At 34.2% G+C, this 17,684-nt stretch carries 13 protein-coding genes; 9 read left to right on the forward strand and 4 right to left on the reverse strand.

Features of this window, described 5'->3' with window-relative positions; all coding sequences use genetic code 11:
- Positions 1-7 precede the first annotated feature (7 nt).
- The 5 genes from V1468_RS03055 to V1468_RS03075 all read left to right on the forward strand — a co-directional run bounded on the left by V1468_RS03055 (position 8) and on the right by V1468_RS03075 (position 7,781).
- Complete coding sequence (locus V1468_RS03055) at positions 8-3,550, forward strand: efflux RND transporter permease subunit (RefSeq protein WP_331808781.1); 3,543 nt, start codon at positions 8-10, stop codon at positions 3,548-3,550.
- A gap of 99 nt (positions 3,551-3,649) precedes the next feature.
- A complete protein-coding gene (gene aspS, locus V1468_RS03060; RefSeq protein WP_331808782.1) occupies positions 3,650-5,404 on the forward strand; it encodes an aspartate--tRNA ligase in 1,755 nt (584 codons plus the stop codon).
- 45 nt (positions 5,405-5,449) lie between these two features.
- A complete protein-coding gene (locus V1468_RS03065; protein ID WP_331808783.1) occupies positions 5,450-7,231 on the forward strand; it encodes a chloride channel protein in 1,782 nt (593 codons plus the stop codon).
- Between the two features lie 12 nt (positions 7,232-7,243).
- Positions 7,244-7,489 (forward strand): hypothetical protein, encoded by a 246-nt coding sequence (locus tag V1468_RS03070; RefSeq protein WP_331808784.1) that lies wholly within the window; start codon positions 7,244-7,246, stop codon positions 7,487-7,489.
- Between the two features lie 100 nt (positions 7,490-7,589).
- Positions 7,590-7,781, forward strand: a complete 192-nt coding sequence (locus tag V1468_RS03075; RefSeq protein WP_138432774.1) for a cold-shock protein — start codon at positions 7,590-7,592, stop codon at positions 7,779-7,781.
- A 52-nt stretch (positions 7,782-7,833) separates the two neighbouring features.
- On the opposite strand, the gene V1468_RS03080 is transcribed toward V1468_RS03075, so the two are convergent.
- Both V1468_RS03080 and V1468_RS03085 read right to left on the reverse strand, forming a co-directional pair.
- A complete protein-coding gene (locus V1468_RS03080) occupies positions 7,834-8,286 on the reverse strand; it encodes a protease complex subunit PrcB family protein (RefSeq protein WP_331808785.1) in 453 nt (150 codons plus the stop codon).
- A gap of 11 nt (positions 8,287-8,297) precedes the next feature.
- Complete coding sequence (locus V1468_RS03085; RefSeq protein WP_331808786.1) at positions 8,298-8,747, reverse strand: nucleoside deaminase; 450 nt, start codon at positions 8,745-8,747, stop codon at positions 8,298-8,300.
- An 80-nt stretch (positions 8,748-8,827) separates the two neighbouring features.
- Between V1468_RS03085 and V1468_RS03090 the strand changes: the two genes are divergently transcribed.
- Both V1468_RS03090 and V1468_RS03095 read left to right on the forward strand, forming a co-directional pair.
- Positions 8,828-9,847, forward strand: a complete 1,020-nt coding sequence (locus V1468_RS03090; protein WP_331808787.1) for an energy transducer TonB — start codon at positions 8,828-8,830, stop codon at positions 9,845-9,847.
- Positions 9,848-9,868: 21 nt separating this feature from the next.
- Positions 9,869-11,641 carry a 1-deoxy-D-xylulose-5-phosphate synthase gene (locus V1468_RS03095; protein WP_331808788.1) on the forward strand — a complete coding sequence of 591 codons (1,773 nt, stop codon included), beginning with the start codon at positions 9,869-9,871 and terminating at the stop codon, positions 11,639-11,641.
- Here the strand turns inward: V1468_RS03095 and V1468_RS03100 are convergent.
- Positions 11,615-11,785, reverse strand: a complete 171-nt coding sequence (locus V1468_RS03100; protein ID WP_331808789.1) for a hypothetical protein — start codon at positions 11,783-11,785, stop codon at positions 11,615-11,617. The two genes, V1468_RS03095 and V1468_RS03100, sit on opposite strands and share 27 nt — an antisense overlap.
- Positions 11,786-11,869: 84 nt before the next feature.
- On the reverse strand, positions 11,870-13,210 hold the full coding sequence (locus V1468_RS03105; RefSeq protein WP_331808790.1) for a deoxyguanosinetriphosphate triphosphohydrolase: 1,341 nt from the start codon (positions 13,208-13,210) through the stop codon (positions 11,870-11,872).
- Between the two features lie 246 nt (positions 13,211-13,456).
- Here V1468_RS03105 and V1468_RS03110 point away from each other — a divergent pair, with 246 nt between their 5' ends.
- Positions 13,457-14,728 (forward strand): hypothetical protein, encoded by a 1,272-nt coding sequence (locus V1468_RS03110; protein WP_331808791.1) that lies wholly within the window; start codon positions 13,457-13,459, stop codon positions 14,726-14,728.
- Between the two features lie 73 nt (positions 14,729-14,801).
- Positions 14,802-17,636, forward strand: coding sequence for a TonB-dependent receptor (locus V1468_RS03115; RefSeq protein WP_331808792.1), 2,835 nt, complete (start codon positions 14,802-14,804; stop codon positions 17,634-17,636).
- Positions 17,637-17,684: the final 48 nt, after the last annotated feature.

A 17,684-nucleotide genomic window follows, 5' to 3' on the forward strand; every position in this document is an offset into this window, starting at 1 on the left:
CCAACCAATGGCAAAAAAGAAAAAAGAAAAAAAGAACGTCGATAAGGAATTTGGTTTATCGTCTTGGGCCATAAACAATAAAACCACAATGTATGTGGCCATAATTTTAATACTCTTCTTAGGAGCTTCTGCATATTTTAGTATGCCAAGAGAAAGTTTTCCAGAAATTAGAGAAACTAAAATTTACATTAGTTCACTTTATCCTGGTAATACGGCTGAGGATATAGAAAAATTAATCACAGACCCAATAGAAGACAAACTTAAGAATGTTAGTAATGTTGTTGAGATTACATCGACATCGCAAGAAGATTATTCTATGGTTATTGTGGAGTTTGATGAGGATATTTCCGTAGATGCAGCAAAACAAAAAGTTAAAGATGAAATAGACTCAGAAACTGCTGGTGAAGATTGGCCGACCTTTAATGGTGCCAAGGTAGAGCCTAATGTGTTTGAATTGAGTCTTTCTGAAGAAATGCCAATTCTTAATATCAATATTTCTGGCGATTATACTGTAGAACGTCTTAAGGAATTTGGTGAGTATCTCGAAGATGAAATTGAGGATTTAGAAGAAATTAAACAAGTAGATATTAGAGGTGCACAAGAAAAAGAAGTTGAAGTCGCTGTGGATGTCTATAAGATGATGGCATCTAAAGTAAACTTTGATGATATCATTGGTGCTATTGGAAATGGTAATATGACAATGTCTGCAGGTAACCTTATTACAAGTGGACAACGTCGTACCATTAGAATACTTGGCGAAATTGAAAATCCACAAGATTTACAAGACTTTGTTGTTAAAGCAGAGAATAACAATCCTATTTACTTAAAGGATATTGCAACAATAACATTTAGACCAAAAGACAGAACAACATATGCAAGAGAATATATTCCTGAAAAAGGAGAAAGCGATGCCGTTGTAATGCTAGATGTAAAAAAGCGTTCAGGTAAAAATATGGTAGCTGCTGCCGAAAAAATCGAAAAAATTGTAGCAGATGCAAAAGCCAATGTTCTCCCTACTAATTTACGTATTACTATTGCAAATGACCAGTCTTCAAAAACAATTGGCCAAGTAGATGATTTAGTAAACAACATCATCTTTGGTATTATCCTAGTTGTAACGGTATTAATGTTTTTCCTTGGTTTTAAAAATGCCCTTTTTGTTGGGTTTGCCATACCAATGTCAATGTTTATGTCCTTAATGATATTAAACCTCTTGGGCTTTACAATGAACACTATGATTCTCTTCGGACTAATTATGGGTCTTGGGATGCTTGTAGATAATGGTATTGTACTTGTTGAAAACGTTTATCGTTTAATGGAGCAAGAAGGTTTATCGCGTAAAGAAGCTGCTAAAAAAGGTATTGGAGAGATTGCTTTTCCAATCATTATTTCAACTGCAACGACGGTAGCTGCATTTATTCCGCTTGGTTTATGGCCAGGATTAATGGGTCAGTTTATGGTATATTTCCCTAAAACCTTAGGTGTTGTATTAGGTTCTTCATTAGTTGTAGCAATATTCTTCAATTCGGTTTTAGTATCTCAATTTATGACTATTGAAGACAAAGAAATGCCACTTAAGCGAATTATTTATATCACATCAATAGTAGGTGGAATAGGTCTGCTGATATTACTATTTGGAGGAACTTATAGAGGATTGGGAACTGTAATGATTTTTACAGCTATAATGCTATGGGTTTACCGATTAATACTAAGAAAAGCTGCTTATAATTTTCAAACTAAGACATTAGTACGTCTTGAAAATCTTTATGAAAGTACATTAAAAGGTTCATTTAAAGGATGGTGGCCACAAATTATAGCCATAGGAAGTTTTGTGTTATTCTTTTTAGCCTTTGGAAGTTTTGGTGCTTCTGTTGCTAGTCAAAGAACTAAAATAGAGTTCTTCCCAGATAACAAACCGAATCAAATCATTGTTTATATCGAATATCCTGAAGGTACAGATATCAAAAAAACTAATGAAATTACTAAAGAAATAGAAGGCAAAGTCTACGACATCCTATATGATGACGAATATATTGCAGATGGCGAAAACTTTATGGTAGAAAGCTCAGTATCACAAGTAGGTGAAGGAGCCGGAAATCCTCAAACCGATGGTGGATCTACTGCAGAGATGCCACATAAAGGAAAAATTACAGCCTCAATGCGTGAGTATAAATTTCGAAAAGGAAAAGATAGTGAAGAATTGCGTAAAAAAGTGCAAGAAGCATTATCTGGAATTTATCCTGGCGTCTTAATTTCAGTGGAAAAAGATGCCAACGGACCACCAGCAGGACCTCCTGTAAATATTGAATTACAAGGAAATGATTATGACGAACTTATTGCTGTAGCGGAGCGAATGAGAGATTACATAAATTCAAAGAATATTTCAGCAATAGACGAGCTTAAGATAGACGTTAACAAGTCTAAACCAGGAATGCAAGTAGTTGTTGATCGCGAAAAGGCTGGTGAACTTGGCGTAAGTACTGGTCAAGTTGGGCAACAGTTGCGTAATTCTTTATTTGGTGCTAAGGCTGGTATTTACAAAGAAGATGGTGACGATTTTGATATCTATGTTCGTTTTAATGAAGATTTACGTTATAACACTAGTGCACTATTTAATCAAAATATAGTGTTCAGAGATATGGCTTCTGGTCAAATAAAAGAAGTTCCTGTTTCAACAGTTGCTAATCAAAGAAATAACTCAGGTTTCAGTGCTATTAAACATAACGAAACTAAACGTGTAGTTACCGTCTATTCGGCATTAGCACCTGGCTACACTGATGCTGGTGCAGTAGTTAGTCAAATTCAGAATGAAATGAAAAATTTTGATGGTCTGCCATCGAATATCAAAATAGATTACACAGGTCAAATCGAAGAACAAAACAAGGAAATGGCATTTTTAATGAGTGCGTTCTTTACAGGATTAGGGTTGATTTTCTTCATCTTAATTTTCCAATTCAACTCTGTATCTAAGCCTGCGATTATAATGATTGCGATTTTCTTGAGCTTAATTGGTGTATTTGGCGGTATTGTAATTACTGGCGATTCATTCGTAATATTAATGACAATGATGGGTATCATTTCTCTGGCAGGTATCGTTGTAAATAATGGTGTGGTACTGCTAGATTATGCGCAATTATTAATTGATAGACGTAAAAATGAATTAGACTTAGATATGTCTGAATATTTACCAAAAGACGAATTGCTACAACAAATCATCAAAGCTGGTAAGGCACGTTTAAGACCAGTATTGTTAACTGCAATTACAACTATTTTAGGGTTAATTCCATTAGCGATTGGATTAAACATCAACTTCTTTACATTTGTAAGTGAGTTTGATGCCAATATTTATTTTGGTGGTGACAACGTTATATTTTGGGGACCATTAGCTTGGACAGTAATCTATGGCCTAATTATAGCCACGTTCTTAACATTAATAGTAGTACCAGTTCTTTTCTACTTATCAACAGCATTCAAGATGTGGTTAAAATCTAAATTTAGTTCAAATGAAGATTTTGACACTTCAGATGAAGACACCCTTGTACTTGAATAAGAGTACATTGATTAATAGCGAGAAGGCCTCAACAATTGTTGAGGCTTTTTATTTTTTTATCCCTTAAGTTGATTAAATTTGCAGGATTAATTTTTGAATATGTACAGAAGTCATAATTGTGGAGAATTAAGAGCCACTCACAACAATACAGAAGTTACACTAGCAGGTTGGGTACAAGGAGTTAGAGATAAAGGTTTTATGATCTATGTAGATCTTAGAGACCGTTATGGTATAACACAGCTTTACTTTGATGAAGATCAAAGCTCCAAAGCACTTATGGAAACCGCTCAAAAATTAGGGCGCGAATTTGTAATTCAGGTCAAAGGAAAAGTACAAGAGCGTACCTCTAAAAACCCTAATATTCCTACAGGTGACGTTGAGATTTTAGTTTCAGAATTAAACGTTCTTAACGGCTCTAAAACACCTCCATTTACTATTGAAGATGAAACTGATGGTGGAGATGATTTGCGTATGAAATATCGTTACTTAGATATTCGTCGTAATCCTGTAAAAAACAGTTTAGTTTTTAGACACAAAGTAGCTCAAGCTGTTAGAAATTATCTTTCTAACGATGGTTTTATTGAAGTTGAAACACCATATTTAATAAAATCTACACCAGAAGGTGCTCGAGATTTTGTGGTACCTTCTCGTATGAACGAAGGTCAGTTTTACGCCTTACCACAATCTCCACAAACCTTTAAGCAGTTGCTTATGGTTGGTGGCATGGATAAATATTTTCAGATTGTAAAATGTTTTAGAGATGAGGATCTTCGTGCAGACCGTCAGCCAGAGTTTACACAAATAGACTGCGAAATGGCGTTTGTAGAACAAGAAGATATTTTAAATACGTTTGAAGGGTTAACACGTCATTTACTTAAAGAAATCAACGGAGTAGAGGTTGATAAATTCCCAAGAATGTTATACGATGACGCTATGCGTTTGTACGGAAACGACAAACCAGACATTAGATTCGGAATGGAGTTTGGTGAGTTAAACGACGTAGCACAGCACAAAGATTTTAACGTATTTAATTCAGCAGAATTGGTTGTTGGTATCGCAGTACCAGGCGGAAATGCATACACCAGAAAAGAAATAGACAAACTTATTGATTGGGTAAAGCGTCCACAGGTTGGTGCTTTAGGTATGGTGTATTGTCGTTGTAACGAAGATGGTACTTTTAAATCTTCAGTAGACAAATTCTACGATCAAGACGATTTAGCAAAATGGGCAGAAGTTACAGGTGCTAAAGCAGGCGATTTAATTTGTGTACTTTCAGGAGACACCAATAAAGTGAGAGCACAATTAAGTGCTTTACGTATGGAATTAGCAGAACGTCTTGGCTTACGTAAGTCAGATGAATTTGCTCCACTTTGGGTTATGGATTTCCCACTTTTAGAATGGGATGAAGATACTGAGCGCTATCACGCTATGCACCATCCATTTACGTCTCCAAAACCAGGACAATTAGAATTATTAGATTCTAAACCAGGTGAAGTAAAGGCTAATGCTTACGATTTAGTATTAAATGGTAACGAAATTGGTGGTGGTTCTATTCGTATTCACGATAAAGCAATACAAGCGATTATGCTAAAACACTTAGGATTTTCTGAAGAAGAAGCCAGAGCGCAATTTGGTTTCTTAATGGATGCTTTTGAATATGGTGCACCTCCACATGGTGGTATTGCTTTTGGTTTGGATAGACTTGTTGCTATTTTAGGTGGACAAGAAACGATTAGAGATTTCATCGCTTTCCCAAAAAACAATTCTGGTAGAGATGTAATGATAGATGCACCTGCACCAATAGATGATGAACAATTGCAGGAACTCAATTTAAAATTGAATTTAAAATCATAAATATTAAATCCTGCTTCTTGCAGGATTTTTTGTTAGCTTTAAACTATGCCAACGAAGTCCATCTTTTTAAAGCGATTACTCATTTGGAGATACAAACATGTCTCCGAAAAGAACTTTATTTTTTTACTAAGCCTCATCATTGGTTTATTAGCTGGATTGATTTCTGTTTTCATTAAAAATATCACCTTTGCTATTGAAGCTATTTTTGAAAAAGGTATTATTCTTTCAGAAAATAGCATCTATTTTATTTTACCAATAGTTGGTTTGTTTTTGGTTTACTTGTTTGTAAAATACATTTCAAAACAACCAAGCGAACATGCCATTCCATCCATCCTTTTTGCCTTATCTAAAAGAGATGGCATTATAAATAAGAAAAAGATATACTATCCTTTAATTACAGCTCCATTAACCGTAGGTTTTGGTGGTTCGGTAGGATTGTTAGGACCAGCTATTGCTTCGGCTTCTGCATTAAGCTCTAACTTTAGCAGACTATTGCATATTGATAGAAAAACCAGAAGCTTATTAATTGCCTGTGCAGCAGCAGGTGCAATTGCTTCTATTTTTAAGTCGCCAATTGCCGCAATTATTTTTGCTATTGAAGTTTTTAGTTTAGACCTAACATTTGCTTCACTCTTACCTTTATTGATGGCTTCAGTATCTTCTGTAATTACATCCTACTTTTTTCTGGGAGATAGTGTATTATTTGAGTTTAGCGTTTCAGATAAATTTGTAATTAAGGATACACTATTTTACATCCTTTTAGGAATAGGAACTGGTGTTGCTTCTATCTATTTTTCAAAAATTTACTTCGGAGTTACGTCAATATTTAATCGGTTTAAATCCGCTAGACAAAAATTAATTGTTGGTGGTTTGGCTATTGGTGTTATGCTCTTTTTTATTCCTCCACTTTATGGTGAAGGTTTTGGATTCATCAACAACCTTTTAATTGGTAACGATATTGAAGCTTTAGGTAATACACCTTTTGATTCGCATTTAGACAATATCTGGATCGTTATCGGACTTTTATTTGGCATTACCATTTTTAAAGCCATTGCCATGACCACAACATTTGCTGCAGGTGGAACTGGCGGAATTATCATTCCGACCTTAGTGATGGGAAGTGCCTTAGGAAATGTAGTTGCCAAAGTCATTAATAACTGTGGTTTAGGTTTTAATGTGTCTGAAGCTAATTTTACATTAATTGGTATGGCTGGTCTTATTGCAGGTGTACTGCATGCTCCATTAACTGCCATTTTCTTAATTGCTGAAATTACTGGTGGATATCAACTCTTTGTACCTTTGATGATAACAGCCTCCATGTCTTTTATCATTAACAAAAATGGTTTAGACCACACTATTTACACTAAAGAATTATTAGAAAAAGGTGCGCTTCTCACTCAAAATAAAGACAAAAGCGTACTCACATTAATGAAGTTAGATTCTGTTATTGAACAAAATTTTGTAGAACTACACCCAGACATGACATTGGGAGAAATGCTGAAAAATGGTGTTTCTAAATCGAACCGAAATTTGTTTCCTGTTACTGATAATGAAAAGAACTTTATAGGCATCATTTTACTAGATAACATAAGGTCTGTAATGTTTGACCAAACACTATACAATTCAACTACAGTTGAAACCTTTATGCAAAAACCACCAGAAATCATCTACTATGAAGAGGATTCTATGGAAAAGGTGATGAAAAAATTTCAACGCTCAAAAGCCTGGAATTTACCTGTAATCAGAGATGATAAATATTATGGTTTTGTATCAAAATCTAAGCTTTTAACAGCTTACCGTCGCGAATTGATTAATTTTACGTCCTAGAAATTTAAAATAATGAAACCTATTCATATTATCACACTTATAGCTTTTTTGGCCTCATTAGGTAGCATTGTTTGCGGATTAATTTTAGAGGTTGACTACTCTGAAAAACTCATAGGCTTTGGAGTATTGGGATTATTTTTGGTTGTTTTTCCATTATTTTCTTACTACAGATGGAAAGGAAAAGACGCTAAAGACTATATGCTAACTAAGGAAAACCTTGCGAAAATGCGCGAAAACCAAAGAGAAAACAAGTATTAAGTAACTTATTAATTTTCAATATTTTAAAATAAAACGATTTATTAACCTTGCGCGTCGATTAATACCTTACCTTTGGGCTTTAATTTTTTATTTTTTTATAATGACTGGAACAGTTAAATTTTTCAATGATTCAAAAGGATTTGGATTCATTACAAACGAAGAAACAGGAAAAGACATCTTCGTTCACGTATCAAACCTTAATGGCGTAGAGTTACGCGAAGGTGACAATGTAGAGTACACAGAAGAAGAAGGCAGAAAAGGAATGGTTGCTGCAAACGTAAGCATCCTTTAAGAGATATACTTTATTTTTAGTGCAACGCTCAACCTTTGGTTGGGCGTTTTTTTTATTCAAAAACTATTGGCAAACTAGGTTTAGGAATTTTTACAATATAATAAGGTTGCGTCATTACCGAAGTTGCTATACCATTTGGCCCTTTTCTCAACACCTCTACTAAAATTTTCTCCTTAGTTTCTTGAATAGCCAGATTTAGGCTATGTCCACCTGAATTCTTTATCTCATCAAAAACAGCAATTACAGTATACTCAGAAAAGTCAATATCTGTTTCTGAAAAACTATCAGAAACCTTATTGGCAGCATTAATTTTATTAAGTAGATCCTTCCATTCTTCTGTAGTTGTAATTACTAAATTCTGTTTCTCTACGCCTTCAGCACCAGAGCCATATAGGTTACCTTTTCCAATAAGAATAATATTTTCTTGCTTCATTTTTGCTTGATTTTCTGCTGATTTACAGTTTAAGGCAAACAGTAAAATTACAATTCCCATTAACTTATGCATAGATCTTTGTTTTAATTCAAATTTCGTTTTTCAATAAAAAATCGCTTCATCAATTCTGAAGCTTCTTCTGCTAAAACTCCACTAACAACTTTAGTTTTAGGGTGTAATTTGGTTCCCATAGCCGTAAAACCACGTTGTTCGTCTGAAGCTCCATAAACTATTTTTGAAATCTGGCTCCAGTACAATGCACCAGCACACATTTGGCAAGGCTCTAACGTAACGTACAATGTACATTTGATTAAATATTTTCCACCTAAAAAATTAGCTGCAGAAGTTATCGCCTGCATTTCTGCATGCGCTGTAACATCATTTAGCAACTCTGTGAGATTATGCGTTCTGGCTATAATTCTATCTTCTACCACAACAACAGCTCCAACAGGAATTTCACCTTTTTCATAAGCAACCTCAGCCTCCTGAAGGGCTTTTTTCATATAATATGTATCGTCAAATGGCTTTATCATTATTGTAAAAATACGATTTCAAAAATCATTAAATTCTATTACGGCAAGAATTTTGATGAAATAACAGAAAGCTATTAATTATGAGTACTCACTATTCTATTTCTATCCCAAAACCATGCCATGAGGACTGGTCTAAAATGACACCAAACGAAAAAGGTCGATTTTGTAAATCGTGTACTAAAACCGTTGTGGATTTTACAAAAATGAGTCCTGATGCTATTCAGGATTACTTGCATAATAATAAAGACCAACGCATTTGTGGCCATATAAAACAAAGTCAACTTGATAGTATCAACTTAAGAATTCCTGAAGCTGTAATTCATCAAAATCAAAGTTTCCATCGATTGTTTCTTTTGGCACTTTTAATTTCTATGGGAATGACGTTGTTTAGTTGTGAAGATGAAAACGGACAAAAAAAGAAAATTGAAAGTGTAGAAGTTGTAGAAACTAAGGCGAAAGTTAAAGATTCTATTATTGATGAGCCTCAAAAAGAGTTGATAAAAAAAGATGATTCAATAGCTATACAATCACCGAAAAAAATCCAAACGGCACCAGAACCAGATTTTCTCGGTTTGGTTATTGTTGAAACTGGTGAAGTTGCAATTGATTCAATTAGCAGTAATGGCTTAGATTCACTAAATGTCAAAAAACCTAAAGAATGTGCATTACCAACAAAAAACGACAGCATTATAGAACCTATAATTATGGGAAAAATGGAGTTGGATACAGACACAGACAATTCAATTATAGGTTTTGTGAGTATTGAGCAACCACCAGAATTTTTGGATACTCCAAAACAATTAACCATCAAAGAAAAGAAAACTTACTTTTCAGATCGCATCCAAGAAATCGTAAAGGAAAACTTTAAGGCTCCTCAAAGTTTTCTTGATCTCCACGGTAAACAAAGAATATTCACTCAGTTCACCATAAACGAAACTGGAGAAGTAGAAAATATAAAAGTAAGAGCGCCTCATCCTCTTTTTGAGGCTGAAGCCAAACGCGTTATAAATTTATTACCAAAATTTAAACCTGGTAAGCAAAGAGGTAAGGCAATTTCTGTAGTCTATAATCTGCCCATAATTTTTGTAATTGAAGACTAGAAAAACTCGTATTTTTGCTTGGTGCAAAATTCACTTTTAAAACATATAAACTTACCTGAAGACTTACGTCAACTCAAAGCTGAGGATTTACCTCAAGTAGCTAAAGAATTACGTGAGTTTATCATCAACGTTGTGGCCACAAAAGAAGGGCATCTTGGCGCTAGTTTAGGTGTTATAGAATTGACTATTGCACTACATTACTCCTTTAACACACCTGAAGATTTATTAATTTGGGATGTTGGTCACCAAGCTTATGGTCATAAAATTTTAACCGGAAGAAAAGATCGTTTTGAAACCAACAGACAACTTAATGGTATTAGCGGTTTTCCAAAACGAAGTGAAAGTGATTATGATACCTTTGGAGTTGGACACTCTTCAACTTCAATTTCAGCAGCTTTAGGTATGGCTATTGCTTCACAACTAAAAGGTGAAAACAAACACCATATTGCGGTTATTGGTGATGCTTCTATTGCAAGCGGAATGGCTTTTGAAGGTCTTAACCATGCTGGAGTTACAGATGCTAACCTATTGGTTATTCTTAATGATAATGCTATTGGTATAGATCCAAGTGTTGGTGCCCTAAAACAGTACTTAACCAATGTAAAAAAGGGCACTCAAAAACAAGATAATATTTTTGAAGCTTTAAACTTTAACTATTCTGGTCCTATTGATGGTCATGACTTATCATTATTAATTTCTGAACTAGAGCGATTAAAAACAGTAAAAGGTCCAAAGTTTTTGCACGTAATTACCACAAAAGGTAAAGGGCTAAAACAAGCAGAAGCCGACCAAGTAAAATACCATGCACCTGGTAAATTTGACGCAAAAACTGGTGAACTTATTGCAAAATCTAGCACTATTGAGCCTCCAAAATATCAAGATGTTTTTGGTGAAACCATTGTAGAACTTGCCAGAAACAACGAAAAAATTATTGGTATTACACCAGCTATGCCAACAGGAAGTTCATTAAAATATATGATGGAAGTATTTCCTAATCGTGCTTTTGATGTTGGTATTGCAGAACAACATGCTGTTACTCTTGCAGCAGGTATGGCGACACGAGGATTAATTCCGTTTTGTAATATCTACTCTACCTTTTTGCAACGTGCTTACGACCAGATTATACATGATGTAGCGTTGCAAAATTTACCTGTAGTGTTTTGTTTGGACAGAGCTGGCTTAGTTGGCGAAGATGGCGCAACGCATCATGGTGTTTTTGACTTAGCTTATCTTAATTGTGTACCCAATTTGGTAATTTTTGCACCAAGAGATGCCATTGCTTTACGAAACATAATGTACACTGTTCAGTTAGGAATTGATTTCCCAATTGCCATACGCTATCCACGTGGTAGAGGTCATCTTTTAGAATGGAAACTACCTTATAAAACCATTAAAATAGGTAAAGGCGAATGCCTTAAAAAAGGAAAAGATGTAGCCATATTATCTATTGGTACTATGGCAAAACATGTTGAAGATGCTATTACAGATTTAGATGCTTCGCATTATGACATGCAATTTGTTAAGCCTCTGGATGAAACGTTGCTACATGAAATTTTTAACACACACAAAACTATTGTTACCATAGAAGATGGCACCATCGTAGGTGGTTTTGGGAGTACTATTTTAGCTTTTGCTAATACACATAGATACAAACATCATATTGAAGTTTTAGGAATTGAAGATAAATTTATTGAGCATGGCTCTGTGTTGCAATTGCAACAATTACAACAGCTGGATTCCACTTCAATTAAAAAGAAAGTAGAACAACTACTCTCTATCCTCAACAACAGCTAAATCTGTTTTTCCTTCAACCTGCTCAATCTGTACAGTATCATTTTTTACTTCTTGATCTTGGACGTTAGATATGTCGTCTAGCATTAATAGGCAAGTCAATACTACTACAAAAATGACTAAGCCTCCGAGTATATTATTTCTCATAAGTAGGTTTTTTGGGGCTAATTATGAAATAAATTAAAACAATATATCGTTAAAAAACAAATTTATTCGATGAAATGCAAATTTTTATAAGATATTACCTTTCAGTTTTTTATGTAATAACATGGCATTAGTATCAGACAATTTTGATATAAATAAGCATACTGAAAGTAGATTATTATAAAGAGATTCACTAGATAATCTAACCGTTTCAGGTAAGAGGTTTTGTAACAATTTATCATAGTTAGACAAACTGTCGTTGTATACATTATACGCTAAGTTTCCATAAGCATTTAACAGCTGATTTAAAATTTCGTAACCTGCAATCTCCTTATTTATAACTTCTTTTGATCGGTATACTTTTTTAATACTTAAATCAATGATATCTTTTATCTGAGCTTTATATTGACTAACATCTAAAAGTGCTGTTTCAAATTTTCCCTCTAAAATATCAGCTTCATGCTTCATAAAAATGGAAGCAGCTTCATCAATTAAAGTACTAATTGCTAATGCTCTCAAATAACTAACTCTGTCTTCAGTGGTTTTTAGAGCATTATAATTTTTGGTTATAATTCTGCCTTTTACAAGCTTTATTAAATACTCCAGAGCATAATCTTCTTCAATCAACCCAAGATTTATTCCATCTTCAAAATCTATAATGGTGTAACAAATATCATCAGCAGCTTCTACCAAATACGCTAAAGGATGCCTGTTGAAGCTCAGGTCTGTTTCACTTCGGGATATTAACCCTAAATCTGTAGCAACCTCTTTAAACATGTCTTTTTCACTTTGAAAAAAACCATATTTTTTATCAACTATATGCTTTGTTGGTTTTTTAGGCAATGATTCCTTTGGGTATTTCATAAAAGCACCAAGTGTGGCATAACTTAATCTTAGACCACCTATTCTTCCTGCTCTACTTTCGGTTAAGATTTTAAAACCGTTGGCATTACCTTCAAAATCACATAAATCTTGATATTCTTTATCTGTTAATTTAGATTTGAACTGTGCTCCACTTCCAGTCTTAAAATATGCGCCTATTGCCTTTTCACCAGAGTGACCAAATGGAGGATTACCTATATCGTGCGCTAAAGCAGCAGCTGCAACTATGGCACCAAAATCGTTAATCTTGTAACCATGTACATTTTTTAGATGCGGATGTTTTTCTAAAAGTAATTTACCTACTTGTCTTCCCAAAGATCGTCCAACCACACTTACTTCTAAACTATGTGTTAACCTAGTATGAACAAAATCTGTTTTAGATAAAGGAACAACCTGCGTCTTGTCTTGTAAGCTTCTAAATTCTGATGAAAATATAACACGGTCATAATCTACTTCAAAGCCAACACGTGTTTCATCTTGTTCTTTTCTCAATCTTTTGTTTTCGTCACCAAAACGTCTTAAGGATAATAATTGCTCCCAGTTCATATCTTAAAATTAAGAATGCAAGATAAATAAATCGATATAGAAATATTTATAAAAACCCATTTCAATTATCTTCTTTTTTAATGTTAAGAAATTGTATCCTTAACACTAATTGACTTAATATTGAACTAACCTTTAACTAACTTTTTGGTCACAAAACTTTAATCATTGAGTAACCTCTTCGAAGGAATATCACATTTTCTTTGCATCACAATAAAAACCAAAAATTGTTTATTAAAATTTAACTCAATGAAAAAATTACTTTTAATCGCGTTAGTAGCTTCTACACTAGTATTTACTGGTTGCTTTAAAGATGATGATACTCCTATTATTATAGAGGAAACTACAATAATTCAAAACCCAGGTGGTGGTACAGGTGAAGAATGTCCTGTAATTGCTGTAACTGGTGAAATTGCTGATGGTACTGTTTGGACAAACGACAATATCTACCAATTAAACCAAAAAGTTGTTGTTCCATCTGGTGCAACTTTAACTATTAACCCTGGAACTATTATTAAAGGTTCTTCAGGTACTGGTTCTTTAGCTTCTGCTTTAATTATAGCTAGAGGTGGAACTCTAAATGCAAACGGATCTGCAAACGAGCCAATCATTTTCACATCTACTGCAGATAATATTACTTGTGGAGAAACTGCAGGTACAAATTTAGATGAAAACGACAGAGGTCTTTGGGGAGGTTTAATTGTATTAGGTAATGCTCCTTGTTCTTTCTCTGGTGATATTCCAGAAGCTCAAATAGAAGGTATTCCTGCTGACGACTCTTTTGGTCTTTACGGAGGAACAGTTGCTAATGATAGTTCTGGAAGTTTAAGATACATCTCTATTCGTCATGGCGGAGCTTTAATTGGAGAAGGTAACGAAATCAACGGTCTTACTTTAGGTGGTGTTGGAAGTGGTACAGTTATAGATAACATCGAAGTTATTGGTAATGTTGATGATGGTATTGAATTCTTCGGTGGTACTGTTGATGCTTCTAACTTATTAGTTTGGGCTCAAGGTGACGATGCTCTTGATATTGACCAAGCTTATTCTGGTACTATTGATAATGCTGTAGTTGTATTAGGAGATATCTCTGATCATGCTTTTGAAATCGATGGTCCTGAAGGAACTGCAAATGGTGCATTTACTTTAAGAAACGCTACAATTATTGGTAACTCTGTTACTTCAAATGGTGAGTATGCAGATTACAGAAGTAACGCTCAAGGTCTTACTGAAAATGTTTATGCTTATGGTTTCCCTGCAGGTAAGGACGTTGAATTAGACAACGATGGTGTTGCAACTAACTATAATAATGGTGACTTAACTTTTGGCCCTTGGGAAATCGTTTTACCTACTGGAGTAACTAACGTTACAGACATCTTTGTAAACAATGCTGAAACTGTTACTGTTTCAGGATTTGGATCTACTGCAACAGCAGTAACAGAAGGATCTCAAACAGTTGGAGCTGACACCTCTAGCTTAAGCTGGACCTACGCTAATGTAGCTGGTGGTTTAGGATTCTAATAAACCCTTTTTTCCATTCATAAAAATAAATCCAATGTCTACAATGTAGGCATTGGATTAATATCAAAATATAATGAAACATATTTTAAAAGTCTTAGCTCTTGTTTTATTTTTCTCAGCTACAACTACTACTTTTTCTCAGGGAAAAGTAAGTGGAACTGTAATTGACGGTGAATTCAATGAGCCTATGGCCTTTGCTAACATTTTAGTTAAAGGTACCTCAAAAGGTGTTACTACCGATTTTGATGGAAAATATGAGCTAGAGCTAGAAGAAGGCACCTACACAATTGTATTCTCTTTTGTTGGTTATGCGACTAAAGAAATTTCAGATGTTGTTATAAAAAACAATGAAGTGTTTACTTTAGATGTATTGATGGAAACCAATTCTTTAGATACGGTTGTCATCACTACTACAACTAAGAGAAATACTGAAAGTGCAGTTTTAAACCTTCAAAAAAAGTCAGCAGTAGTTTTAGATGGTCTGTCTTCGCAAGCCATAAAAAGTACAGGTGCTAGTAATGTTGCTGCCGCTGTAAAAAGTGTTCCTGGTGTATCTATACAAGGTGATAAATACGTTTTTGTCCGTGGTTTAGGTGATCGCTATACAAAAACCACTTTAAATGGCATTGACATTCCTGGTTTAGATCCAGATCGTAATACGATTCAAATGGATTTATTCCCTACCAATATTATTGATAATGTTATAGTTGTAAAATCAGCATCAGCAGAATATCCGGCAGACTTTACTGGTGGTTTAGTTGATATTGTAACAAAAGATTTTCCTAGCAAAGGAGAATATTCTATCTCATTAGGTGGAGGTTACAATCCTGATATGCACTTTAACGATCAATATTTAAAATCTGAAGGAAGTGATACAGATTTTTTTGGTTACGATGATGGTACAAGAAATTTACCAATAAACAGATACCAACAAATCCCTGGTACTTTTGATAACAAACTGTTATTAAATGCTTTAACAAGCAGATTCTTAAGTGAACTTGCAGGTCAGCAATCTACTAGTGGAATGAACTACGATTTAGGTTTCACATTAGGTAATCAATACAATATTGGTGATGACAGATTAGGGTATCAAGCTTCTTTCTCTTACAAAAACGAAACTACGTTTTATGAAGACAGACAAGATGGTGCCTACGTTAAAAATAATGCAGACCCTTCTGACAATGACTTAAATTTTACTTTAGCATCTACAGGTTCTGAAGGTATTAACAATGTTATTCTTAACGGAATGTTAGGCTTAACATATAAGACAGATAAGTCTAAAATTAAAGCAAACTTACTTCACATTCAAAATGGCGAATCGGCAGCAGGTTTCTTTAATCAAACCATATCTCAGGATGGTGTTGGTGGTGGTTTAGAGCCATTAACTAAAAGTTCTATTACATACACAGAGCGTTCTATTACCAATTTACTGTTAACTGGTAAACACAGATTAAACAGTATGACAGAGGACAACGCTTTTAACATGGAATGGAAGTTGTCTCCGACTTTTTCTAAAGTTATGGATAAGGCGCACAGAATTACACCATTACAAAGAGCTGACAATGGTGAGTTTTTTGTTAGTCCATCTGCTGCAACTTTCCCAATTCAATTATGGAGAAACTTAATAGAAGAAAACTGGGCTGGTAAAATAGATTTTGATAAAACTGTTGAAATGTTTGGTCGTCCTGCTAAAATTAAATTTGGTGGAGCGTACACTTACAAGTTTAGAGATTTTAGTACAGATGACTATACGTTTAATATTCAAGGTGATGATTCTTTTATTGCTAGTGGAGATGTTAATCAATTATTAAATCCAAATAACATTTGGACTCCAGATACGGACAATGGTACTTATTTAATCTCTATTGATACATTTAACCCTAATGACGCATACGAAGGTGAACAACATATTGGTGCTACTTACGTATCTGCTGAGTTTAATATATCTGAAAGCTTTAAATCTATTATTGGTGTAAGAGCAGAAGCATTTAATTCTTACTATACAGGACAAGATAACACTACTGTTTTTGACAGAACAAGTATTTTGGATGAAGTAGATTTTTTCCCTTCTGCTAACTTGATTTATGCATTAAACGAAAAATCTAACTTAAGAGGTTCTTATGGTAGAACAACTGCACGTCCTTCATTCAAAGAAGCTTCTGTTGCTCAGATTTTTGACCCTATTACAAACCGATTATTTATTGGTAACATCAACTTAGTACCAACTTACGTAAACAACTTTGATTTACGTTACGAGTACTTTGGTGAAAATGGTCAGATGTTTGCAGTAAGTGGTTTTTACAAAGATTTTAAAGATCCTATTGAGCAAGCATTCTTTCAACAAGCTCCAAGCCAAATTACTGTTGGTAATCTTGGTGATGCGCAAGTTTTTGGTGCTGAGTTTGAAGTTAGACAACGCTTAGGTTTTCTTTCTGAAGGTCTTAACAACTTAAGACTTGTTACTAACGTTACTGTTACCGAGTCTCGATTAACTATGGGTGAAGATGAATTTAACAGTAGACAATTAGCAGCAAGAGATGGAGAAACTATTGATAGAGAAAGAGATATGCAAGGACAAGCTCCTTTTGTGATTAATTTTGGTTTTGACTATAACAATAATGATATTGGCTTACAAGCAGGTTTATTCTATAATGTTCAAGGTGAAACTTTAGATGTTGTTGGTATTGGCTTAGTACCAGATGTATACGCACAACCTTTTAATAGTTTAAACTTAACTTTTAATAAATCTTTTGGTGAGAGCAAACGTTCTTCTATAGATGTAAAAGTTAGCAACATATTAGGAGATGAGCGTCAAAGTGACTATGTATCTTATGGAACTGACAATCAAGTTTTCTCATTAAGAAATCCAGGTACAGAGTTTTCACTGGGTTACACTTTTAAGTTCTAATGCAATTATAAAATTATTGTAAATAAAAAAAGCGCTCTAATGTTAGAG

Origin of the sequence: Winogradskyella poriferorum (assembly GCF_036553625.1) — a bacterium.
Taxonomy (GTDB): domain Bacteria; phylum Bacteroidota; class Bacteroidia; order Flavobacteriales; family Flavobacteriaceae; genus Winogradskyella; species Winogradskyella poriferorum.